We start from the raw sequence: 21,916 nt of genomic DNA on the forward strand, positions 1-21,916 counted from the left end.
GGGAACCGCGTTCACCTGTTCCCTTTAGCGTCTTGCCGCCGCCGGAGAGCGACTGCTCGCCCCGTGCGACCCCACTCATTGACGACATGTTCGAGGATCACAGCATGCACGCAGTCCCCACCCGCAACCGGTGGCTCCGGTACGGTGCCGGCCTCGTCGGGGCGATGTCCCTGACCGCCCTCGGCGGCACGCCGGCCGCGTTCGCGGCGGACGACCCGCAGACCGCCACCCCGATCAAGCACGTCGTGGTGATATTCCAGGAGAACGTCTCCTTCGACCACTACTTCGGCACCTACCCGAACGCGGCCAACACCGCCGACGACAAGGTGAAGTTCACCGCCAAGCCCGACACCCCGAAGGTGGACGGCCTCGGCGACGACCTGCTGAAGCACAACCCGAACCAGTTCCAGCCCAAGCGGCTCGGCCCGGCCCAGGCCGTCACGTGCGACCAGGACCACACCTACAAGGACGAGCAGCTCGCCTTCGACGGCGGCAAGATGGACAAGTTCGTCGAGCACACGGACGTCGAGAGCTGCAAGGCGCCGATGTTCACCCAGCAGGGCCTGGTGATGGACTACTACGACGGCAACACCGTCACCGGTCTGTGGAACTACGCCCAGCGCTTCTCGATGAGCGACAACTTCTTCGGCACCAACTACGGCCCGTCCACCCCCGGCGCGCTCAACCTGATATCGGGCCAGACCCACGGCGGCTACGCGGTCGACCCCAAGACCGGCCAGAAGACCACCGACGCGTACGCGGTCGCCTCCCCGGACGCGGGCGGCGTCGGCACCGTCATCAACGACCCCGACCCGGGCTACGACGACTGCTCCAGCACCGCGCACAACCAGCTGGTGATGACCGGCAAGAACGTCGGCGACCTGCTCAACGACAAGGGCGTCACCTGGGGCTGGTTCCAGGGCGGCTTCAAGCCGACCGCCAGCAAGGACGGCAAGGCCGTCTGCGGCACGTCCCACAACAACGTCGCCGGCGGCTCGTCCGTCGACTACAGCCCGCACCACGAGCCGTTCCAGTACTACAAGTCCACCGCGAACCCGGGCCACCTCGCCCCGAAGACCGTGGACGAGATCGGCCACAACGGCCAGGCCAACCACCAGTACGACCTGTCCGACTTCGACGCCGCCCTCCAGCACGGCAACCTGCCGGCCGTCTCCTACGTGAAGGCCGCCAGCTACCAGGACGGCCACGCCGGCTACTCCGACCCGCTGGACGAGCAGCACTTCGTCGTCGACACCGTGAACAAGCTGCAGAAGTCCAAGGACTGGGCCTCCACCGCCGTCGTCATCGCCTACGACGACTCGGACGGCTGGTACGACCACAAGTTCGCCGAGCCCGTGAACGGCTCGCACGACGCGGCCAACGACGGCCTGAACGGCGCCGGCCAGTGCGGCAAGGAGGCCGCCGGCGGCTACGCCGACCGCTGCGGCTACGGCCCGCGCCTGCCGCTGATGGTGCTGTCCCCGTACTCGAAGTCCAACTTCGTGGACCACACGCAGACCGACCAGACCTCCGTCCTGCGCTTCGTCGAGGACAACTGGAAGACCGGCCGCATCGGCGACGCCTCCTTCGACGAGCGCGCCGCCTCGATCGAGGGCATGTTCGACTTCAAGAACGCCCAGTCGTCCACCCTGATCCTCGACCCGACCACCGGGCAGGCGGCCAGCGGCACCACGCCGACCGGTCAGCCCACCGGTCAGCCCACCGACGGCTCCTCCACCGCCGCCGGCTCGCCGTCCGCCGGCGCGGGCAGCACCACCGTGACCACGGCCGCCGGAGCCTCGGCGAGCGGCCCGGCCCTGGCCGCGACCGGCGCCGACTCCAACACCGGGCCGATCGCAGCCGCGGCCGCGGCGCTCGTGGCGCTCGGCGCGGGTGCGGTGGTCGTCGCCCGCCGCAAGCGCGGTCGCCGCGCCTGACCCTCGCGCAGTCCTGACACCGCCGGGCCCTCCCTGGGCCCGGCGGTGTCGTGCGTTCGGGCCCCGGCCGTTCGGGCGTCGCCGGTCAGGCCTCGCGCGTTCCGGCCCCCGCCTGTCGAACGCCGGCCGCCCGCAGCAGCACGCGGGCGGCCTCCTTGGCCTCGGCGGCCGGCGTGGCGTCGCCGCGGACGGCGGCGGCGGTGATGGCGCCCTCGGCGAGGAGGGCCAGGTGGGCGCCGGTGGCGGGCGGGGCGCCGGCGGCAGCCGCGAGGCGGGCGAGGTAGCCGGCGAACTCGTCCTTGTGGTGGCGCGCGGCGGCGGCCACCGCCGGTGCGGCGGCGCCGAGTTCACCGGAGGCGTTGACGAACGCGCAGCCGCGGAAGCCCGGCTGGGCGAACCAGTCGGCCAACCAGTCGAAGACGGCGAGGAGTTGCCCGGCGGGACCGGTGGCGGCCCCGGCGACGTGGGCGGCGAGCTCGCCGCGCCAGCGCTCGTCGCGGCGCAGCAGGTAGGCCTCGACCAGGTCCCCCTTGGACGGGAAGTACTGGTAGAGGCGGCGCAGGGTGACGCCGGAGGCGGTCCGCACGGCGTCCATGCCGACGGCCTGGATGCCCTGGCCGTAGAACAGCTCCTCGGCCGCGTCGAGGATGCCGGTGCGCGTGACGTCGTGGTCCATCTGCCGTGCCCTTTGCGTGAGAACGTTGGTTCTCCTAGGGTAGCCGAGGAAGTGAGAACGATGGTTCTCGCCGCATCCGAGGAGATTGCGCATGTCCGCACAGCGCCCGCCCCTGCCCCCGTTCACCACGCAGACCGCCCACGAGAAGGTCCGCGCCGCCGAGGACGGCTGGAACACCCGCGACCCGCACCGCGTCGCCCTCGCCTACACACCCGACAGCCGCTGGCGCAACCGCGCCGAGTTCGTCACCGGCCGCGAGGAGATCGCCGCCTTCCTCACTCGCAAGTGGCAGCGCGAACACGAGTACCGCCTGATCAAGGAGCTGTGGGCGCACGACGGCCACCGCATCGCGGTCCGCTTCGCCTACGAGTGGCGCGACGACTCCGGGCAGTGGTACCGCTCGTACGGCAACGAGAACTGGGAGTTCGACGGGGACGGCCTGATGGCCCGTCGGCACGCCTCCATCAACGACCTGCCGATCACCGAGGGCGAGCGCCTGTTCCACTGGCCGCTCGGCCGCCGCCCCGACGATCACCCCGGCCTGACCGACCTCGGGCTCTGAGGCCCGGGTAGGAGGCCGCCTACGGGCCAGGGGCCGGTGCGGGCCGCAGGGCCCGCACCGGCCGGGGGTCAGGCCCGGGCGTCGGTGTCGCGGCCGCGGCGGCCGAGCTGGAGGCCGGCGGCCACGCCCAGGGCGCCGAGGACGATGCCCGCGATGCCGAGCGTGCGGGCGGACCAGGGCGGACGGGACCGGGTGGTCGGTCGGGAAGTCGATCTCCACCTTGACCGTGCTGTTCTTGTCGTCCTCGTTGGGCACGCGGAACGCGAAGGTCTGGTCGGTCGCGTTCTTCGGCACACTGGACGGCTGCACGGTGACGAGAGGGCCGCCTCGCCGCGCCGTAGCCACCACCCGTCGGCGACGGTCGCGGCGAGGTGGGCCGCGAAAGCGGCAGGCCCGGCGGGCGGCGCGGCGGGCGGCGCAGCGAGGGCGGAGCGAGGCGGGAAAGCGGCAGGCCCGGCGGGCGGCGCGGCCCGGGCGGATGCGGCGGATGGCGTTGGCGTGCACCGTGGATACGTACAGCCCGCCCGCGCGGCGACGGTCCGTGTACCCGCGGATTGCTTCGGTCACCGGGTGTGCTGTCGACGACCGAAGGAGGCGCCATGCCCAGCAGGAGGATCCCCCGGAGAGGTCTCGCCCTGACCGCCGTCGCCCTCGCCGCCCTGCCGGCCGCCGCGTTCACCTCGCCCGGGCCGGCGGCGGCCTCCGCTTCCCCGCCGGCTGCGGCGGCCGACGCCGCGCCGTCCGGTTTCGTGGACCTGTCCAGCAGCCCGCTGCCGACCGACCGCGCGGCGCACCTGATCACCATCACCTACCGCAACCCCTCCTCGGCGGACCAGACCGTCGCCCCGCAGGTCCTCGTCGAGTCGCCCGACGCGGGCCCCTTCCTCGATCCGTCCGACGTCAGGCTCGAACAGCTCGGCTCCGACGGGCAGTGGCACGCCGTTCCGCTCGCCAGCCAGACCGGCACCCTGTACACGCAACTCCCCTCGGCGAAGACCGTCCTCCACGGCGACCACACGCTCACCAAGCACTACCGGCTCACGGTCACCGATCCGGTCCAGGGCACGATCGAGCCGCGCGTGGCGCTGTACTCGTAATCCGCGGCCCGATCAGTCCGGGCGGCCGCCGGTGTGCTCCGCGAGGAAGGCCCCCGCGTGGGCCGCGGCCTCCTCCGCGCTCGCGTGGTGCGCCCCGCCGTCCGCAGCGCCGCAGGCCCCGTCCGCGCCGGTGGCCGTCCAGTGCCAGCCGCCGTCCGACGTCTGGACCAACCGCGCCGTCCCGCCGAAGAGTTCGAGGGTGCTCGCCGGTTGCGCGGGGCGCTGGACGGCGTCGGGCCACTTCTTGCGCGCGCCCTGCCGGGTGATGCCCCACACGGCGCCGAGTTGCTCGTAACTCGCCCCGTACGAGCCGGCGGTGCCCGCCGCCGTCGCCGTCAGCTGTTTGACCGCTCCGTCCACCACCTTCCACGCGGCGAGGACGGACAGGGCCACCTCGACCGGATCCGCGTCCCACATGCGGTTCCGTGCGAGCCCGGTCCGCCGCGAGCGGATGGCCGCGGCCAGGGGGTCCAGGGCGTCGCACAGCGCCTGGTCGAGTGCCGCCTGTTCTTCTCGGGTGATCTCGGGCATCATCATGCGACAACCATAGTTCACGATTGCGCTTCTGGTAACTAAAGTTACCGACGCGAGGGGGAGGTCCGTTTCATGGGTGTCGCATTCGACCCGGAACTGCACGCCGCGCTGGCGGCCGTCGGCGCGCCGGGGCCGCTCACGCCGGAGGGGCTCGCGCCCTGGCAGGCGCGGGACGCGGCGGCCCGACCCCGGCCGACGGTCGAGCAGCTGCGCGACGGCGGCCGGTTCGAGGTGGCGGAGCTGCGGGCGCCGGTCGCGTGGGACGGGAGCGAGGTCCGGCTGGTGACCGCGCGGCCCGCCGGGCTCGCCGGGCCGCTGCCGGTGCTGTACTACCTGCACGGCGGCGGAATGGTCTCCGGCAACGCGTGGTCCGTCCTCCCCCGCCTGCTGCGCGAGTCGGCCGCGCCGCTCGGACTCGCCGTCGTCTCCGCCGAGTACCGGCTGGCACCGGGGGCGCAGTACCCCGCGGCCGTCGAGGACTGCTACGCCGGGCTCGCCCGGGCAGCCGAACTCGCCGACGACCTGGGCCTCGACGCGAAGCGCATCGTCCTCGGCGGCAAGAGCGCGGGCGGCGGGCTCGCCGCGGCGCTCGCCCTACTGACGCGCGACCGCGGCGGGCCGAAACCGATCGGTCAGCTGCTCCTGAGCCCGATGCTCGACGACCGCGGCACCACCTTCTCCAGCCACCAGATGGCCGGCCGCGACACCTGGGACCGCACCTCCAACGCCACCGCCTGGCAGGCTGTCCTCGGAGACCGGTACGGCGTCGCCGATTTGCCGCCCTACGCCGCCCCCGCCCGTGCGACGGACCTGTCCGGGCTGCCCCCGGCCTACGTCGAGGTCGGGTCGGCCGAGACCTTCCGGGACGAGGCCGTGGCCTACGCGGACGCGATCTGGCGGGCCGGCGGCGCCGCCGAACTCCACGTGTGGCCCGGCGCGTTCCACGGCTTCGACACCCTCGCGCCGCAGGCGGCCCTCAGCCGGGACGCCCGCGACGCCCGCACCCGCTGGCTCCGGCGGATCCTCGGGCGGTGACCACCGGCCTGGTGCAGGTCGCCGGAGAACCCCACCAGTTCGGCGCGGGCTTGCGGGCGATGGTCATCACGCTCTCCGCTCCCGGTCCGGACACCCGGACGGACGTGACGGGCCGCCACAACGGTTCCACCGCGTCCGATCCGGACGACGGCACGGAGTTCCCCGCCGACGGGGCTGTTCCACGGCTGTGACACGTCATCGACCTGGCGCGGACCTGCGACTGGGAGGCTCCTTCCTGAAACGAGCAAGCGCATGAGGGGGACCTGGAAGATGTCCGTTCGCACCGCAATCCGCAACCGATTCGGCACCGTCGCCGCGATAGCCCTGATGACCACCGTCGGCACCGTGCTGGTCTCCGCCTGCGGCCCCAACGACAGCGGCAACGGCCCCGAGCCGACCACCGCTGCCCCGGGCACGGCCGCGCCGGGCAAGAGCGGCGGCACGGGCGGCGCGGGTGGCACGGGCGCCACCGGCGGTACGGGCGGCGGCAAGGAGACCAACGGCACCACCGCGGCCAACCACCTCACCATCAGCACCGGCAGCCAGACCGTCGTGATGAACGGCACCACCGTCGACTTCGGGACGGTCGTGCGCGACCTCGCGTGGTCGCCCGACGGCAAGCGGGCCGCGTTCATCAACGCCAACGGCGACCTCGTCACCGCCAACCCGGACGGCAGCGGCAAGGTGACCGTCGCCAAGAACCCGGGCGGGGAGACGTGGTCCCACCCGAGCTGGCAGCACGCCGAGCCGAGCGCGAGCGTCACGGACAGCCCCGGGTTCCTGGAGCACTTCAACAACATCGTGTTCTCCTCCGCCAAGGGCGGCGTCCTGACCATGGAGACGGTCCCCGTCAAGGGCGCCACCGCGCCCCAGGTGCTCACGCCGGCCATCTCCGACGGCGGCGGCCCGGGCGTCCCGCAGCCGCCCAAGACCGGCAACACCTGGTCGAACGCCGGCGGCAAGCGCGGCGAGGTCGCGTACGCCAACACGCCCGCGGGCGAGGTCTACATCTACGACGACTACATCCGGCCCAACACCCGCGACATGGGCAAGGGTTCACAGCCGGCGCTCTCCCCGGACGGCGAGCAGGTCGTCTTCGTCCGCTCCGTGAACGGGCACGACCACCTGTTCTCGAAGGACGCGCAGAACCAGGGCAAGGAGAAGGACCTCACCCCCTCGGCGACCACCGACTACACCGAGCCCGCGTGGTCCCCGGAGGGGAAGACCATCGCCGTCCGCACGCCGGACGGGATCAGCACCCTGCCCGCCGACGGCTCCGCCGCCCCGACGCCCGTCTCCACGTTCAAGGGCCTGCCCGCCTTCCGGCCGTGACCTCGCGTCAGCTGCGCGCCAACTCGGCGCGCAGCTCGGCGAGGTGCTCGTCCGCGTTCTCGTGCGGGAGGTACTCGACCACGTCGAGGAAGCGGAACAGCACCCGGGTCTCGGTGACGGCGTACTCGTAGTCCCCGTACCCGACCACCGCACCCGTACCACCACGCACGGCGCCCCGGACGACAGCGGCAGTCAGCCCGTCCGGGGCGCCGTCGGCCGTGTTGCGCCGACGGGCGTTGGGCCGGGCCAGGTACGGGCAGACCATCGAGGCGTACAGCATGCAGGCCCGGTGCCCCGGCCCCTCCATCGTCGGCGCGAGGTTGCGGTACGGCTGCCCGGCCGCCAGCGCCTCGGCGATCGCCGCACTCTCCGCCGCGCCGACCACCCGCCACACCGGGCCCTGCGGCATCAGCGCGTCGCACACCGAACAGCGCCGCTCCAGCGCACAGTTCGCGCTGCGCCCGTAGTCGGTCAGCGCGAACTGCGGCTCGTCCCCCTCCCACGGAGTGATCGCCGGCACGGGATACCCGCGCACGTCACGGGGCCGGCCCTCAACGGCCGGCGGCATCGGAACGGAATCGAAGCGCACGGGCCATGCTTACCACGGACGGCTCGTCCCGCGGTCACCCGGGCTACTCCTCCCCACCGATCAGCAGGCGTGACGCGCTCTCCGTGGCGCCCTCGCCGCCGCCCCTCAGGAGGACCTCGCCCAGCAGCGTGACGTGGTGCACCACCGCGCCGCCACCCTGGCCGTGGGCGCGGCCGCCGCCATCGCCCTGACCACCGGTGCCGCCAACGCCGCGAGCAGCCTCTCGCTCAACAGCTCCGGCCCGGCCGTCGCCTGCCTCCAGCGCGGTCTCGACGACATCAACAGCGCCGGCCTGAAGGTGGACTCCCAGTTCGGTCCGCTCACCCAGCAGGCCGTCGAGAACTACCAGAGCGGGCACGGCCTGCAGCCGGACGGCATCGTCGGCCCGCTCACCGGCGGCTCCATCAAGAACCTCATCAGCCAGACCTACTACGGCCTGCACCGCGCCGGCGACCCCACCGGGGACTCGGTGGCTGGCTGGCGGACTGCAGCGGCCAGCTGCCGGGCTGATCCCCGCACAGCGGAACGGGTCCGGCACCAGGTGGTGCCGGACCCCCTCCATCGACCACGACTCCGGCGTGTCAGTTCCAGATGCCGGAGATGTCACTGGCGTTGGCCGCGTTGCCCGCGTGGGTGCTCAGGCCGGCCAGGTCCTCCAGGGTGTGCAGGACGTCGTAGTGGTTGTAGGTGGTGGCGGCGCTGCTGCCGGGGGCGACGTGGGCGCCGTACAGGACGGTGGGGATGCGGTTGCCGGCGAGGCGGTTGTCCTCGTCGAAGGTGACGAGGAGCAGGCTGTTGTGGCTCGCGGCCCAGGTGGCGTAGGCGCCGAGGTTGGTCCTGAGCCAGGTGTCGCCGGTCTTGACCGAGCAGTCGTGCATGTCGTTGCACAGGTTCGGCACGACGAAGGAGACCTTCGGCAGGGTGGTGTAGTCGGTCGGGAACTGGGCGAAGGTGCGGGCCGAGTTGAGGTCGACGTTGCCGAAACCGAACCACGGGTCGTGCTTCTGCGCGTAGTTGCCGCTGCTGCACACCGTGCTGCCCTGGGCGGGCAGGGACTCGTTGTAGCTGGCCCAGGTCTTCCCGGCGGAGGTGAGCTCGGAGGCCAGGTTCGGGGCCTGCAGCCCGCCGACCGTCACACAGCTGTCGTCGGTGATGCCCTGGGTCGAGCCGGAGAACAGCGCGTAGTAGTTCGGCTGGCTCGGGTGCGTGATCGCGTACGACCGGGTGAGCGTCGCGCCGCCCTTGGCCAGGGAGTTGATGTACGGGGCGCTGGTGCTGCCGATGACCTGGCTGTAGGCGTGGTTCTCCAGCACGACCACGATGACGTGGTCGGGGGCGGGCAGGGCGGCGGCCTGCGCGGTGGGGGCGGTGGCGGCCCACAGGCCGGCGGAGGCGGCGACGAGGGCGGCCGCCGAGGCGACGGCGGTCGCGGTGCGGCGGGAGCGCGGACGGGGCTTGGCGGGCGTCGGCATGACGGGTCCTCACGGGAGCGGGAACGGGAAGGGTCCGGCGGGAGGCCGCCCGGCGGCAGTGCGCCGGGCGGCCCTCCTGGGCGTGTTCTGCGTGCTCCTGGTGCGTGACGTGCGCGATGGGGCTCGACTAGTACGGCTGGCCGTTGGCGAAGTCGGTGCCGAAGGTCGACTCCAGGGTGTCGAGCACACCGGCGTCGGTGGTGATCAGGCCGAGCTCGCGGTTGTTGTTCAGCGAGTTGTCGGAGAAGTTCTCCGAGCCGGCGAAGACCTTGGCCGTCGACGTGCCGTAGTCGGCGACGATCGCCTTGGCGTGGATGTACAGGCCCGTGGTGGACGAGTACGTGACGATCTTGCCGCCGGCCGCCGTCACCTCGTCGAAGTAGCTGCCGTAGGTGTCGGGGCTCATGCCGACGACGCGCACGGTGACGCCGCGGCTCGCGGCGGCGGCGACGGCGTCCACCAGGGCCTGGTCGCCGAACTCCAGCTCCTGGACGTCGAGGGAGGTCTGCGCGCCGTTGATCAGCGCGAGCAGGCGGTCCTGCGAGTCGGTGGGCGACCAGACCAGGTTGTCACCGTCCGAGGGGGCGATCGAGGTCTTCGCGTAGTCGGCGTTGAAGACCTGCTCGACCGCGGCGACGTCGTTCGCGTCGGAGTCGAAGACGCCGTAGTCGCGGCTGGACGAGTAGTAGGTGGAGTCCAGGTTGCCCGTCAGGATCAGGGACTTCGCGCCGTCCACGGTGACGGTCTTCTGGTGGGTGTAGACGTACGCCGACGAGGAGTACGTCACGCCGACGCCCGCGGACCTGAGCGCCGAGTAGGCGGCGCCGTTGACCGAGGTGTGCTTGGCGTCCAGGATCACCCGCACCTTGACGCCCGCCTGCTTGCGGCCGATCAGGGCGTTCACCGCGGCGGTGTCGCGCAGCTCGTACATCGTCACGTCGACCGACTTCGTCGCGGAGTTGATGAAGTCGTGGACGAGGCTGTGGCTCTGGTCCGGGAACACCACCGCCGAGTAGGTGCCGGTGAGGGTGTCGGCCTGGGCGGTGCCGGCTATCGACGCGACGCCACCTGCGGCGGACAGCAGGACGGCGCAGGCGCGGCGGGCGATTCGGGACAGGGGCATGCGGAACTCCACGTTCGACGGTGGGGGCTGTGGGGGCGCACAGGAGCACTTGAGGTGTGCCGAACAAGTATGCGGCCCATCGGTTTACGCGGGTAGAACCCAACAGGTAAAGCCTTGACCCCCGTTCGGGAAACGGAGCATGGAGTCGATCGGGTTCACCGGCCGGTCGCGTCGCGGCTCACGTTGCGGTGACGGCCCCGGCCCGTGATAGTGGATCTTCGAACGGGCGCGGTCCGACGCCGCGTCAGCAGACCGGAGAACAGAGGAACATGGCGAAGATCAGCCTCCTGCGCCCCCTGGCGGTGGCCGCCGCCGGCGTGGTCCTGATGGCGGCCGGCGCCGCGCACGCGGCCGCCGACGGCCAGGGCACCCCGAGCGCGCCCGCACCCGACACCGCCGCGGTGCTCGCCGCGCTGCAGACCACGATGAAGGCGGGCGCGCCCGGCGCCTTCGCCGTCGTCCGCGACCACGACGACCCGTCGCTCGACCGGACGCTGACCGTCGGCAAGGCCGACCTGGACGGCACCCCGATGAAGGCCGACCGGCGCTTCCGGGTGGGCAGCAACAGCAAGATGTTCGCGTCCGTCCTCGTCCTGCAGCTCGCCGAACAGGGCCTCATCGACCTCGACAAGCCGCTGCGCGACTACCTCCCGGCCGGTACCCTGCCCGACGGCTGGACGATGACGGGCCGCCAGGTCATGGAACACCGCGCCGGCATCTACGACCACACCAACGACCTCCTCGAACAGCCCGGCGAGGAGACCACCGCCGCGTTCGAGGCACGCATCCGCAACAACGTCTACGACCCGCGCGACCTCGTCGCGATGTCCGTCAAGCACGGCATCCAGTACACGCCGGGTACCCAGTACTCGTACTCCAACACCGACTTCGTGCTCATGGGCCTCGCGGTCGAGCACCTCACCGGCCGCCCCTACGCCGACGTGCTCCAGGACCGCGTCCTCGACCCGCTCGGGCTGCACGACACCTCCTTCGTCGTCCCCGACGAGAAGATCCGCGGCGCCCACGTCACCGGCTACCTCACCAACGACGACCGCACCAAGCCGCTGCTCGACTCCACCGAGCAGACCGCCTCCTGGCTCTGGGCCGCGGGCGGGGTCATCTCCTCCGCCGAGGACCTCGACACCTTCCTCACCGCCCTCATGGCCGGCAGCTCCGGCGGGCTCGTCTCCGACGACTCGCTCAAGCTGATGGAGGCCGCGATCCCGACCCCCAGCGCCCACGTCTCCTACGGCCTCGGGCTGCGCCGGATCTCGCTCAGCTGCGGTGACGTGTACGGGCACGGCGGGATCGTCCAGGGCTTCCAGACCCAGTCGTTCACCACGCCGGACGGGCACCGCACGGTCGTCGTGTTCGCCAACGCCTCCAACAACGGCGCGGTGACGCAGGGTCTGATGGGCGCGCTGGAACCGGCGTTCTGCGGGAAGAAGCCGACCCCCGCCGCGCCGCGGTCGAACGTGCGCTCGGCGGTGCCGAACGGCACGGCCCCCGCTGCGCCCGACACCACGATCCCGGCGGTCGAGGACAGCCGGATCTGACCCCGCTCAGCCGTTGACGGATGCCGCGCCCGTCCGGCGGCGACCCGGGCGGCTGTCCGTGCTGAGGTCCGTGAGCGCCTCGGTGAGGAGCTCACGGGCCTCGTCGGCGCGGCCCTGCTCGATCAGGGCCGTGCCGAGCTCGGTCAGCGTCCTCGTCATGCTGTCCGGGCGGCCGATGGCCTCGTAGTGCGTGAGCGCCTGCCGGAAGGCCTTCTCGGCGGCCGGCCACTGCTTCAGGGCCGCCCGGTCGAGGCCGAGTTCGTGCGCCGTCATCGCCGCCAGGAAGTGCATCAGCGGTGTCTCCCAGCGTTCCACCAGTTCCAGCGCACCCGCCAGCGCCAGCCGGCGGGACTCCACCGCCCCCTCGGCCCGGCCCACGTCGCGCAGGCAGTTGGCGGCGCCGCGCAGTGTCACCAGCCGCCCGATCCGGGCGGCCCGGTTGTCCACGGCCGCGAAGGCATCGGCCGCCCGGTGGTAGGAGTCGGTGGCCTCCTGGTGCCGGTGCAGCCTGCGCAGGCCGCTGCCGAGATACGTCAGCGCCCAGCCCTCCTGCTCGCGGTCGCCGATCTCGCGGGCCGACTCCAGCCCCTCACCGGCCAGTTCGATGCCACGCTGGTAGCGGTGCAGACAGGTGACGTACGTCCAGGCCAGGTAGTTCAGGTGGACGGTCTCGGCGCGCCGGTCGCCGAGGGCCCGCGCGGAATCGACGGACAGCTGGAAGACCTCCCCCCAGATGTCCCAGCTCAGCAGGCGGTCCGAGAACCAGTGCATCGCCTCGGCGGTGTCCACCACCTCCTGGTGCCGGCCCGCCCCCGCCGCCCGGTACATCGCCGCCAGCCACTCCGGGTGCTCCTCCTCCAGCCAGCGCGCCGCGTCCGCGATCGTCAGGGGCGCCGTCGCCGGATCGGGGTCGCCGGGCGCCTCGTCGCCACTGGTGTCCGGAGCGAACCGCAGGCCCGCCGCCGAGGCGCGCGCCAGCAGGCGCCCGGCCGCGCCCAGTTCGGCGGCGCGCACCTCCTCGGCGCTCTCGTCGGCTGCCAGTCGCTCCCCCGCGTACAGCCGGACCAGGTCGTGCAGGCGGTAACGCTCCGGGGTGGTGAGCTGGACCAGCCCGGCGTCCGTCAACTCCTCCAGGCAGCGCTCGGTGCGCACCGCGGACAGCCCCGCATAGGTCGCGGCGACGGCGGCCGTGAAGTCCGGCCCGGCGGTCAACGCACAGCGACGCAGCACCAGTTGGGACTCGACCGGCAGCCGGCGGTAGGACAGGGCGAAGGCCGGGCGGACGGCGAGGTCACCCGTCTCCAGCAGGTCCAGCCGGTTCTCCTCGGCGGCGAGCTGCCGCACCAGCCGGCTCACCGGCAGCTGCTCGCGCGCCACCAGGCGCTGCCCAGCGATCCGCAGCGCGAGCGGCAGGTAGCCGCACAGGCGGGCGAGTTCGGCCACCGCGTCCGGCTCGGCGGCAATCCGCTCCCGGCCGGCGATCCGGGCGAGCAGCGTCGCCGCCTCGGCGGGTGCGAGGGCGTCCAGGCGCAGGCGGTGCACCGACTCCAGGCCGGGCAGGGTGTTGCGGCTGGTGACGATCGTCACGGCCGGACCCGAGCCGGGCAGCAACGGGCGGACCTGCGCCTCGTCGGCGGCGTTGTCCAGGACGAGGACGAGCCGGCGCTCGCGCACCAGCGCCCGGAACAGCCCGGCCCGCTCCTCCGTCCCGGCGGGGACGGCGCCGTCGTCGACGCCCAGGGCGCGCAGGACCTGGCCGAGCGCGTCGCGGGCGGCCAGCGGGGTGGGGGCCATGCCGGCCAGGTCGAGCGAGAGCTGGCCGTCCGGGAACCGGTCGGCCAGGCAGTGGGCGGCGTGCAGGGCGAAGGCGGTCTTGCCCAGGCCGGGCTGGCCGCTGACCAGGACCACCCGGGGGTGGGTCGGGTCGTCCTCCCGGACCAGCTCGTCCAGGCGGGCGAGGGCTTCCTCGCGGGCGGTGAAGTCGGCGATGTCCCGGGGGAGGGCGAGGGCGCCGGGGAGCACGGACGCGGCGGGGGCCGCGGGGGCAACGGACGCGGCGGGCGCGGGCGCGGGGGTCGCTGACGCCTGATCGGCCCCGGCCGCTTTCGCCGCCTTGGGGGCGGCCTGCGCGGGGACGGTCGCCCGGGTGCCGCGCGGGCGTCCGGACTGGGCGGCCCGCTCCAGGGCCAGTGCGTCCGCCGCGTCGAGGCTCAGCGTCGCGGCCAGCGCCTGCACGGTGCGGCGCTGCGGCCCGCGCGTCCGGCCGCGCTCCATGTCGCCGAGGGCCCGCAGGCTCACGCCGGAGCGTTCCGCCAGGTCCTCCTGCGTCAGACCCGCCCGCACCCGGTACCCGGCCAGCAGTCCGGAGAACTCCCCGCCCCCGGCGACCGCGTCGCTCATCGACCCCACCCCTGACCCTGCCGGTACTTCTGCCACTGTTTGTGCCTCAACCACTACACGCAGGCAGAAGTATGCACGGTTTCACGCGGGCTCGGTGCCACGGCACCGCTGGTCGGCACGTACACAAACGGACCGTGGCGGGCGGACGGGCCGCCGGGCCACCGGACGGACGAGCACGCGCCACCGGTGGCAGAACTGCCGGTAGTTCTGCCTGTTCACGCGCAGGCGGAACGGCGGAAGAGCAGAAGTGGGAGAGGCGGAACCGGAGCGGCCGACACGGGGCGGGCGTCCGGGCCGGGGCGGGCGTCGGTGCCCGGCCACGGCCGGGGCTCAGGCGGCGCCCGACAGGAGCGTCTCCGCGCGGCGGCGGGCGGCGGCCGCGTCGCCGGTGCGGCCCACGGTCTTCAGCAGGTCGGCGAGCAGCGCGTGGGAGCCCGCCTGGAGCGCGGTGTCGGAGAGCGTCCGGCCGAGGACGACGGCCAGGTCGGCACAGTCGAGGGCGGCGCCGACGCGGCCGAGGGCGTGCAGGGCGCGGGCCCGGCTGTGGGTCGCGCGGACGGCATCGGCGGTGTGCGCGGCGGCGAGCCGGACGGCCTCGTCGGCGTGGGCGAGCGCCCGGACCGGGGAGCCGGCGAGGACGAGGGCGTCGGCCAGGTCGATGAGGGCGTCGGCGAGGAGGTGCGCGGCGTCGGGGGTGCGGGCGGCCGCGACGACGTCGGTCAACAGCGGGACGGCCTGGTCGTGCCGTCCGGCCCGGACGAGCGCGCGGGCGACGCGGGCCCGGGAACGCAGGCGCAGGAGCGGGTCCCCCGCGACGGTCACGGCCCGGTCGAGGTGCTCGCCTGCGGTGCGGTGGGCACCGCGGTCGACGAGGAGGACGGCGAGGTCTGTGGAGAGCCGGGCCACGGCCTCCGGGTCGTCGGCCGAACGGGCCGCGCGCAGACCGGCCTCCGTCGTGGCGCGCCAGCGGGCGCGGTCGTGCTCGACGCGTTCGCGGCCCGGGTGTCCGTGGCCGGTGTGCTCGTGGGCGATGTGCTCGTAGAGCGCGGCCGCGCGGTGGGCGAGCTGCCAGGCGGCGGTGGTGCGGCCGTGTTGTTCGGCGCAGAGCACGGCGGCGCGGATGGCGCTCTCCTCGCGCCGGAACCAGGCCGCGCCCTCCCCGCCGTCGGCGGACCGGGCGGCGGTGGCGGCGAGGTAGTAATCGATCAGCCGGTCGAGTGCGGCGAGCCGTTCGTCGCACCCCAGGTCGGCGGCCTGCCGGGCGGCGTAGCGGCCGACGAGGCCGCGCCGGGCGTACCGGCCGGGGGTGCGCTCCTCCAGGAGGTGGACGGCATCGAGGCGGGCGAGGTGGGCACGGGCCGCGGCGGTCGGCAGGTCGCCGAGGGCGGCGGCGGTCGCGGTGCCGATCTCGCTGCCGGGGTGGAGCCCGAGGAGGGTGAAGAGCCGGGCGGTGGCGGGGTCGAGCGCGCGGTGGGTCCGGTCGAGGGTGGCGGCGACGCCGAGGGGGCCGCGGCCGGTGCCGGTGAGGGTCGCGAGGGCGGCCTGGTCGTCAGCCAGTTCGGCGGCGAGGTCGTCGAGGCTCCAGCCGGGGCGGGCGGCGAGCCGGGCGGTGGCGAGGCGCAGGGCGAGCGGCAGGCGGTCGCAGCGCTCGGCGAGTTCGGCGGCGGCTCCGGGTTCGGCGGCGAGCCGGGCGGGGTCGAGGGTGCGGGCGAGCAGGGCGGCCGCGTCGTCGGGGGTGAGCGCGTCGACCGGCAGGGGGACGGCGCCCTCGCGGACGAGCAGGTCGCGCAGCCGGTGGCGGCTGGTGACGACGGTGACGGGCGCGGGCTCGGACGGCCCGGCGGGTGGGGCCGGCAGGAGGGGCGCCACCTGCTCCGTGGAGCGGGCGTCGTCGAGGACCACCAGCACCCGGCGGCCCGTCAGCAGTGCCCGGTAGCGCTGAACGCGCTCGTCGAGCGTGGCGGGGACGGCCGGCTCACCGAGGGCGGCGAGGAACTCGCCGAGCACGTCGGCGGGGTCGCGGGGCCCGGACTCGTCGAAGCCGCGCAGGTCGGCGTGGAGCAGTCCGTCGGGGAACTGCTCGGCGGCCTGGTGGGCCCAGTGCTGGACGAGGGCCGTCTTGCCGACCCCGGCGGGGCCGGTGACCAGGACGGGCCGCCCGGTGCGGGCGGGCGCGAGGGCCCCGTCCAGGCGGCGCAGGTCGGCCGCGCGGCCGACGAACCGGCGGTCGGCGGATGGGAGTTGGGAGGGTATGGCCTTCGGGCGGGGCGGGGACACGGTGGTGGCGGGACGAGTGCGACGCTCGCCGTCCTGCCGGGCGAGGCGCTCGCCGGCGCGGCGCAGTTCGGGGCCCGGTGGGCCGTCGAGGCCGACGGCCACCCGCTCGTACCAGGCCGCGGCCTCGTCGCGCCGACCGGCCTGGTCGAGGCAGGTGACGAGCCGGGCGGCCACGCCCTGCCGGGTGGGGTGCGCCGTCACGGCCTCGGTGAGCTCGGCGACGAGCTCACCCCCGCGGCCCTGCTGGCACAGCCCGTCGGCGAGCCGGTCGAGGGCGCGCAGGCGCAGGTCGGTGACGCAGGGGGCGGTCCGTTCGCGCAGCAGGGCCGATCCGCAGTCGGTGAGCGCGGGGCCGTGGAACAGGTCGAGGGCGGCGCGCAGCAGCGGGAGCGCCGGGTCGGCGGGTGCGCTGTCGGCGGCCGGGCCCCGGCCGTGCGGGTTGTCCTGGCCCTGTGGGTTGTACGGGCCGAACGAGGCGTGCGGGCCGTCCGGGTGCAGGACGCCGGCGCGTTCACAGAGGCCGGCGAAGCGGACCAGGTCCACCCGGTCGGGTCCGCCGGTGAGCACGTAGCCGGCGCCGCGGGTGCCGAGCGCGAGGCGCTCGCCGCCCCGGTCCTCCGCACGCTCCTCCCCCAACACCTGGCGAAGTACGGCGACATGGCCCTGCAGGGCGGCGCGGGCGGTGGGCGGCGCGGCGCCGTCCCAGACCAATTCGATCAGTTCCTCGGTGGCCACGACCCGGTTGAGCCGGACGGCGAGCGCGCTGAGCAGGGCGCGCCGCTTGGGGGCCGAGGGCGTGACGACCGTCCCGTCGTCGCGCCGGACGGCGACCGGTCCGAGCAGGTCGATGCGCATGTGGCCCCTCGTCTGCCTGATCGGCTCGTTCGTCGGCGTGGTCGTTCGGCGGCGTGGTCGTTCGGCGGCGTGGTCGTTCGGCGACCTGATGGATCGTCGGCGGGTGGATCGAGTCGTCCGAGGATAGGCCCGATCGGTCGGGCTCCGCACCGGTGCGACCTCCGGCGATCCATGCGACCGTGATCGCTTCTCTGCCGATCCTGGTCGATCCTGTTCGATCACCCGCCAGGACAGGACGAATTCGTTCAGTACACTGCACCACCCCGGGACCGACCGGCCCGGGTGTCGTGGGGCGAGGTGGGGCGACGCGTGGGGATTCGGCTCCTCGGTCCGGTGGAGCTGCGGACCGGGGACGGCGGGTTCGTCGCACTCCAGGGCGCGCAGCGGCGGGCCGTGCTCGCGCTGCTCGCGCTGCACCTGGGGCGGGTCGTCGGGGTGGACGCGTTCTGCGAACTCCTCTGGGACGACTGGCCGCCGGCCAGCGCGCGGGCGGCGCTGCAGGGGCACGTGGCAGCGCTGCGCAAGGTGCTCGCCACTGGCCCGTTCGTGCTGCACACCCGCGCACCCGGCTACCTGCTGACCGGCCCGGTCGACCTCGTGGACGCGCTGCGCTTCGACGAACTGGCCGCCCGCGCCGCCACGCTGGCCGAAGCGGGCGACGGCGCCGCGCACGCCGAGGCGATCACGCTGCTGGAGCAGGCCCTGCGGCTGTGGCGGGGCCCGGCGCTCGCCGACCTGCCGGGCACGGCGCTGCGCGGCACGGTCGCGGGCCAGTTGGAGCAGGCACGGACCGCGGCCCTGGTCTCCTGGGCGGCGCTGCGGCTGCGACAGGGCACCGGCGCCGCGGCCGTGCCGTCCCTGGAGCAGAACGTGCGGACGAACGGGCTGCGCGAGGAGGTGGCGGCGCTTCTGGTGCGCTGCCTCCACCAGGCCGGACGGCCGGCCGACGCGCTGCGGGCCTACCACGAGGCGCGGACCCGGCTCGACGGCGAACTCGGCATCCGGCCCGGCCCCGCGCTCCAGGCGGCACTCGCCGAGGTCCTGGCCGACGACGCGACGGTCGGACGGCCGGTGTACGGGCCGGCCGTGGTCTCGCGCCCGGCCACCGAGGACGTCGCGGCCACCGCGGACGCCGCGGACGGAAGCCCGGTGCCTCGCCGCCTCCCCCGCCGCCCGCTCGACTTCATCGGCCGCGAACCCGAACTGCGCTGGCTGGACCGCGAGTGCGGCCCCGCCCGCACCGGCGACGGCCTCGCCCTCGTCGTCGGACCGGCCGGCGCCGGCAAGAGCACACTGGCCGTCGCCTGGGCGCACACCGCCGCCGACGGCTACCCGGACGGCCAGCTGTACGCCGACCTGCGCGGCCTCGACCCGGCCGGTCCGGCCGACCCCACCGAGACGCTCGGCCGGTTCCTGCGCGCGCTGGGCCTCGACGAACCGGCCCTCCCCGCCGACCGGGCCGGACGCGCCGCGCTCTACCGCGCCCTGACCCGGGACCGGCGCCTGCTCGTCGTCCTCGACGGCGCGGCCGACGCGGACCAGGTCGCCGACCTGCTCCCGCACGGGCCCGGCTGCGCCACCGTCGTCACCGGCCGCGGCCCGATGGAAGGCCTGGTCGCCGTCGAGGGAGCGGCCTTGTTGCGCCTGGCCCCGCTGCCCGAGGCCGACGCGCTGCGCCTGCTGGAGCAGGTGCTGACACCCGAGCGCGTACGGGCCGAACCGGACGCCGCCGGCCGGCTCGCCGCACTCTGCGACCACCTGCCGCTCGCCCTGCGGATCGCCTCCGCCCGCCTGGCCGCCCGGCCGGACTGGACGATCGCCGCGCTGGCCGCCGACCTCGCGGACGAGCACACCCGGCTGGCCGCCCTGGAGGGCGACGGCACACTCGGCGTCTCCGGCGAGCTGCTCCGCACGCACCGCCAGCTGTCGCCGCACGCAGCCGAGTTGTCGACCGTTCTAGCTGCCCACCCGGCCCCGGAGGTGGACGTCCTCGCGAGCGCGGCCCTGCTCGGCGCCGACCCGGCCACCGCCCGCCGGGCGCTCGGCGAGCTCACCGCCCACCACCTGCTGACCGGCACCCCGCACGGGCGGTACGGCCGGTCCGGCCTCGTCCGCCTGTTCAGTGCGGAGCTGCTCGGCCGACGGCCCGAACCGGATCAACAGCTCCCGGCGGAACGGCTGTTGGACTACTACGTGGAGGCCTCACGCACCTGCGCCGAGCACCTGGAGCCCGGCCAGGAGGCGTACGGCGACCGCGTCCACCTCCCACCGGCCCTCCCGGCACTCGCCGGGCCGCGGGCCGCGATCGACTGGTTCCGGGCCGAGGAACCGACGATCCGCGCGCTGGTCGCCTCCGCCGCCCGCACCGACCCGGCCCGGGCCTGGCAGCTTGCCGCCGCCTGCGAACCGCAGTACTACGCCGCCGGACTCTTCACCGAGTGGCTGAGCTGCATGATCGCGGGCCGGGAGGCCGCCGCGCGGTGCGGCGACCGGGTGGGCACCGCACGGATCGACGTCGCCCAGGCGACCGCCCTCCTCGGCCTGCGCCGCTACCAGGAGGCGGTCGACCGCGGCCGCAGGGCCCTCGCCGGCACCCGCCCCGAGGACGGCGCCGTCCACCTCCGGGCGCTCAACGCCCTCGCGGTGTCGAGCGCCCTCGTCGGCCGCGCGGAGGAGGCCACCGGACTCACCGCCGCCGCGCTCGCGTTCGCGACCGGCACCGGCGAACCCGGCCGCCTGTCCACGACCCTCGCCCACGGCTCCCAGGTCAGCCTGCTGGTCGGCGACCGGGAGGGCGCCCTTCGGCAGGCCCGCGAGGCCCGGACCCTGCTGCCCGGATCGGCGGTGACGATCTGCCACCTCTGGTCGATGCTCACCGAGGCCCACGCCCTCCAGCCGGTCGCCGACGAAGAGGCCTGCGAGATCGCCTGGCGCCGCGCGCTCGCGGCCTGCGAGGAGGCCGGCCTGCTGCACCTCCTCGCCCTCGCCGAGCAGTCCTACGCCGCCTTCCTGGCGGGCCGCGGCCGGGCACCGGAGGCCGTCGAGAGGCTCCGGTCGGCCCTCGACCGCTATCGGGCGGACGGCCGGCTCCCGTCGTCCATGGGCGGTTTCGTCACCGCGATCGACGAGCAGCTGGACGCGCTGACCCACCGCCACTCCTGACGCACGCCAGTCTTGAGGGCCGTCAACTCGCTGCGGTCTTCGGGGCGTACTCGTGCTCGACCGCCTTCGACGCGTAGCCGTTCTCGGCCGCGAGGACCGGGCGCATGGCGCGGATCGCGTAGAAGTTGCGGGACTTGACCGTCCCCGGCGGCACCCCGAGCTTCGCCGCCGCCTCCACCACCGAGCGGTCCTTGAGGTGCAGTTCGACCAGCACCTCGCGGTGGTGCTTCTGCACCCGCCGCAGCGCCAGGGCGATGTCCCGGGAGGCGACCACCCGCTCGTACGGGTCCTCGGCGACCGGCCGGTCCTCCACCGGCTCGCCGAGCACCTCGGGCGCGCGGGAGGCCGCAATCCGGTAGTGGTCGATGGCGATCCGCCGGGCCACCGTGAACAGCCACGGGCGGCTGTGCTCGGGCCCGGCCTTCAGCGCCTCCGGGTGCTGCCAGGCGCGCAGCAGGGTCTCCTGGAGGATGTCCTCGGCCTTGCCGCGGTCGCCGCGCGTGGTGCGCAGCAGGACGTTCAGCAGGTAGCCGCCGTGCAGCCGGTGGATCTCGGCGAGGTCCCGCGGGTCGAGGGTCGGTCGCCCCGCCCGCTTCGCGGTGGCTGGCTCCACGCCGGGCTCCGCGGCAGGAGCGGGCCGGGCGGCGGACTCTGCGGGCTGCTGGACGCCGGGGGCGATCGGGGCGACAGGCTGCTGGGACACGCACTACCTCACAGAGCGGTCGGGGTCAGGGGACAGTCCGACCGGATCCCCCCGGCGGCTGTGACCACAGGCTGTCAACGGCCGCCAAGGATGCGCCAACTCCGCGCCAACGTCCGCCCCCGCTCCCTTCCCCCACAAGGGCGACCCCGTCCTCAGGCCGCGTCCCGCTCCTCGTTGAGCGCCCGGACCAGGTCCTGGACGCCGTCCTCGCCGCGGTGCTCGATCAGCACGGCGACCCACGTGGTGAACCGCTCCCGCTCCTCGGCCGACCAGCCCTGCGCCGAAGGGTGCTCGTCCACCACCATCGCCGCCGCGAGCTCCAGCAGCCCCGGCGACGAAACCGGCCGCCAACGCCCCGGCGGCAGCCCGTTCAGCGCCACCCGCCGGGCGACGGCGATCACGTCCTCCGCCGCCCCCGGCGGCACCGGCAGCGCCGGCGGCCCCGGCACCGCCTGCGCGCCCTCGGCCAGCAGCGCCGCGATCAGTTCACGCGGTTCCGCGCGCTCGGTTCCCATGTTTCGTCGTCCTCCCCCGTCCCGCGTCCGGGACTCGCTCCGTCGTTCCTTCGGGCCGCCCGGAACCGGCCGGACGTGCCCCGGAGACGGT

At 74.4% G+C, this 21,916-nt stretch carries 17 protein-coding genes and 2 pseudogenes; 9 read left to right on the top strand and 10 right to left on the bottom strand.

The window, feature by feature from the left end:
- Positions 1-104: 104 nt before the first annotated feature.
- Positions 105-1,937 (top strand): phospholipase C, encoded by a 1,833-nt coding sequence (locus ACWCXH_RS11900; protein ID WP_449801260.1) that lies wholly within the window; start codon positions 105-107, stop codon positions 1,935-1,937.
- An 85-nt stretch (positions 1,938-2,022) separates the two neighbouring features.
- Here the strand turns inward: ACWCXH_RS11900 and ACWCXH_RS11905 are convergent, their stop codons facing one another.
- Complete coding sequence (locus tag ACWCXH_RS11905) at positions 2,023-2,613, bottom strand: TetR/AcrR family transcriptional regulator (RefSeq protein ID WP_449801261.1); 591 nt, start codon at positions 2,611-2,613, stop codon at positions 2,023-2,025.
- Positions 2,614-2,704: 91 nt separating this feature from the next.
- On the opposite strand from ACWCXH_RS11905, the gene ACWCXH_RS11910 reads away from it, so the two are divergent.
- Positions 2,705-3,175, top strand: coding sequence for a nuclear transport factor 2 family protein (locus ACWCXH_RS11910; protein WP_449801262.1), 471 nt, complete (start codon positions 2,705-2,707; stop codon positions 3,173-3,175).
- Positions 3,176-3,349: 174 nt separating this feature from the next.
- On the opposite strand, the pseudogene ACWCXH_RS11915 reads toward ACWCXH_RS11910, so the two are convergent.
- Positions 3,350-3,742 (bottom strand): annotated as a pseudogene (locus ACWCXH_RS11915) (DUF1775 domain-containing protein); the annotation flags it as partial.
- Between the two features lie 32 nt (positions 3,743-3,774).
- Here ACWCXH_RS11915 and ACWCXH_RS11920 point away from each other — a divergent pair.
- Positions 3,775-4,272 (top strand): signal peptide protein, encoded by a 498-nt coding sequence (locus tag ACWCXH_RS11920; RefSeq protein WP_449801263.1) that lies wholly within the window; start codon positions 3,775-3,777, stop codon positions 4,270-4,272.
- A 12-nt stretch (positions 4,273-4,284) separates the two neighbouring features.
- Here the strand turns inward: ACWCXH_RS11920 and ACWCXH_RS11925 are convergent, their stop codons facing one another.
- Positions 4,285-4,809, bottom strand: coding sequence for a hypothetical protein (locus ACWCXH_RS11925; protein ID WP_449801264.1), 525 nt, complete (start codon positions 4,807-4,809; stop codon positions 4,285-4,287).
- Between the two features lie 69 nt (positions 4,810-4,878).
- Between ACWCXH_RS11925 and ACWCXH_RS11930 the strand changes: the two genes are divergently transcribed.
- The 3 genes from ACWCXH_RS11930 (at position 4,879) to ACWCXH_RS11940 (ending at position 7,173) form a co-directional block, all read left to right on the top strand.
- Positions 4,879-5,841 (top strand): alpha/beta hydrolase, encoded by a 963-nt coding sequence (locus ACWCXH_RS11930; RefSeq protein WP_449801265.1) that lies wholly within the window; start codon positions 4,879-4,881, stop codon positions 5,839-5,841.
- Positions 5,838-6,032 (top strand): hypothetical protein, encoded by a 195-nt coding sequence (locus ACWCXH_RS11935; RefSeq protein WP_449801266.1) that lies wholly within the window; start codon positions 5,838-5,840, stop codon positions 6,030-6,032. Before ACWCXH_RS11930 ends, ACWCXH_RS11935 begins: the two co-directional genes overlap by 4 nt.
- Before the next feature lie 79 nt (positions 6,033-6,111).
- A complete protein-coding gene (locus tag ACWCXH_RS11940) occupies positions 6,112-7,173 on the top strand; it encodes a hypothetical protein (RefSeq protein WP_449801267.1) in 1,062 nt (353 codons plus the stop codon).
- 7 nt (positions 7,174-7,180) lie between these two features.
- Here the strand turns inward: ACWCXH_RS11940 and ACWCXH_RS11945 are convergent, their stop codons facing one another.
- Positions 7,181-7,693 (bottom strand): hypothetical protein, encoded by a 513-nt coding sequence (locus ACWCXH_RS11945; RefSeq protein ID WP_449801268.1) that lies wholly within the window; start codon positions 7,691-7,693, stop codon positions 7,181-7,183.
- 232 nt (positions 7,694-7,925) lie between these two features.
- Between ACWCXH_RS11945 and ACWCXH_RS11950 the strand changes: the two are divergent.
- Positions 7,926-8,096, top strand: a pseudogene (locus ACWCXH_RS11950) (hypothetical protein); the annotation flags it as partial.
- Positions 8,097-8,343: 247 nt separating this feature from the next.
- On the opposite strand, the gene ACWCXH_RS11955 reads toward ACWCXH_RS11950, so the two are convergent.
- Positions 8,344-9,234 (bottom strand): alkaline phosphatase family protein, encoded by an 891-nt coding sequence (locus tag ACWCXH_RS11955; protein ID WP_449801269.1) that lies wholly within the window; start codon positions 9,232-9,234, stop codon positions 8,344-8,346.
- Positions 9,235-9,361: 127 nt separating this feature from the next.
- Positions 9,362-10,357 (bottom strand): phospholipase D-like domain-containing protein, encoded by a 996-nt coding sequence (locus ACWCXH_RS11960; RefSeq protein WP_449801270.1) that lies wholly within the window; start codon positions 10,355-10,357, stop codon positions 9,362-9,364.
- A gap of 269 nt (positions 10,358-10,626) precedes the next feature.
- On the opposite strand from ACWCXH_RS11960, the gene ACWCXH_RS11965 reads away from it, so the two are divergent.
- Positions 10,627-11,913, top strand: coding sequence for a serine hydrolase domain-containing protein (locus ACWCXH_RS11965; RefSeq protein ID WP_449801271.1), 1,287 nt, complete (start codon positions 10,627-10,629; stop codon positions 11,911-11,913).
- A gap of 6 nt (positions 11,914-11,919) precedes the next feature.
- Here ACWCXH_RS11965 and ACWCXH_RS11970 read toward each other — a convergent pair whose 3' ends face one another.
- Positions 11,920-14,313 (bottom strand): ATP-binding protein, encoded by a 2,394-nt coding sequence (locus tag ACWCXH_RS11970; protein WP_449801272.1) that lies wholly within the window; start codon positions 14,311-14,313, stop codon positions 11,920-11,922.
- A gap of 330 nt (positions 14,314-14,643) precedes the next feature.
- Positions 14,644-17,445 carry an AfsR/SARP family transcriptional regulator gene (locus ACWCXH_RS11975; protein ID WP_449801273.1) on the bottom strand — a complete coding sequence of 934 codons (2,802 nt, stop codon included), beginning with the start codon at positions 17,443-17,445 and terminating at the stop codon, positions 14,644-14,646.
- Positions 17,446-17,754: 309 nt separating this feature from the next.
- Between ACWCXH_RS11975 and ACWCXH_RS11980 the strand changes: the two genes are divergently transcribed.
- On the top strand, positions 17,755-20,607 hold the full coding sequence (locus ACWCXH_RS11980; protein WP_449801274.1) for a BTAD domain-containing putative transcriptional regulator: 2,853 nt from the start codon (positions 17,755-17,757) through the stop codon (positions 20,605-20,607).
- Between the two features lie 22 nt (positions 20,608-20,629).
- Here ACWCXH_RS11980 and ACWCXH_RS11985 read toward each other — a convergent pair whose 3' ends face one another.
- Together ACWCXH_RS11985 and ACWCXH_RS11990 are read right to left on the bottom strand one after the other, a co-directional pair.
- A complete protein-coding gene (locus ACWCXH_RS11985) occupies positions 20,630-21,310 on the bottom strand; it encodes a sigma-70 family RNA polymerase sigma factor (RefSeq protein WP_449801275.1) in 681 nt (226 codons plus the stop codon).
- A gap of 152 nt (positions 21,311-21,462) precedes the next feature.
- The gene (locus ACWCXH_RS11990; protein ID WP_449801276.1) at positions 21,463-21,825 is read right to left on the bottom strand and encodes a hypothetical protein; all 363 of its coding nucleotides are present in this window, start codon (positions 21,823-21,825) and stop codon (positions 21,463-21,465) included.
- Between the last annotated feature and the right edge of the window lie 91 nt (positions 21,826-21,916).

The organism is Kitasatospora sp. NPDC001660, from assembly GCF_053596725.1.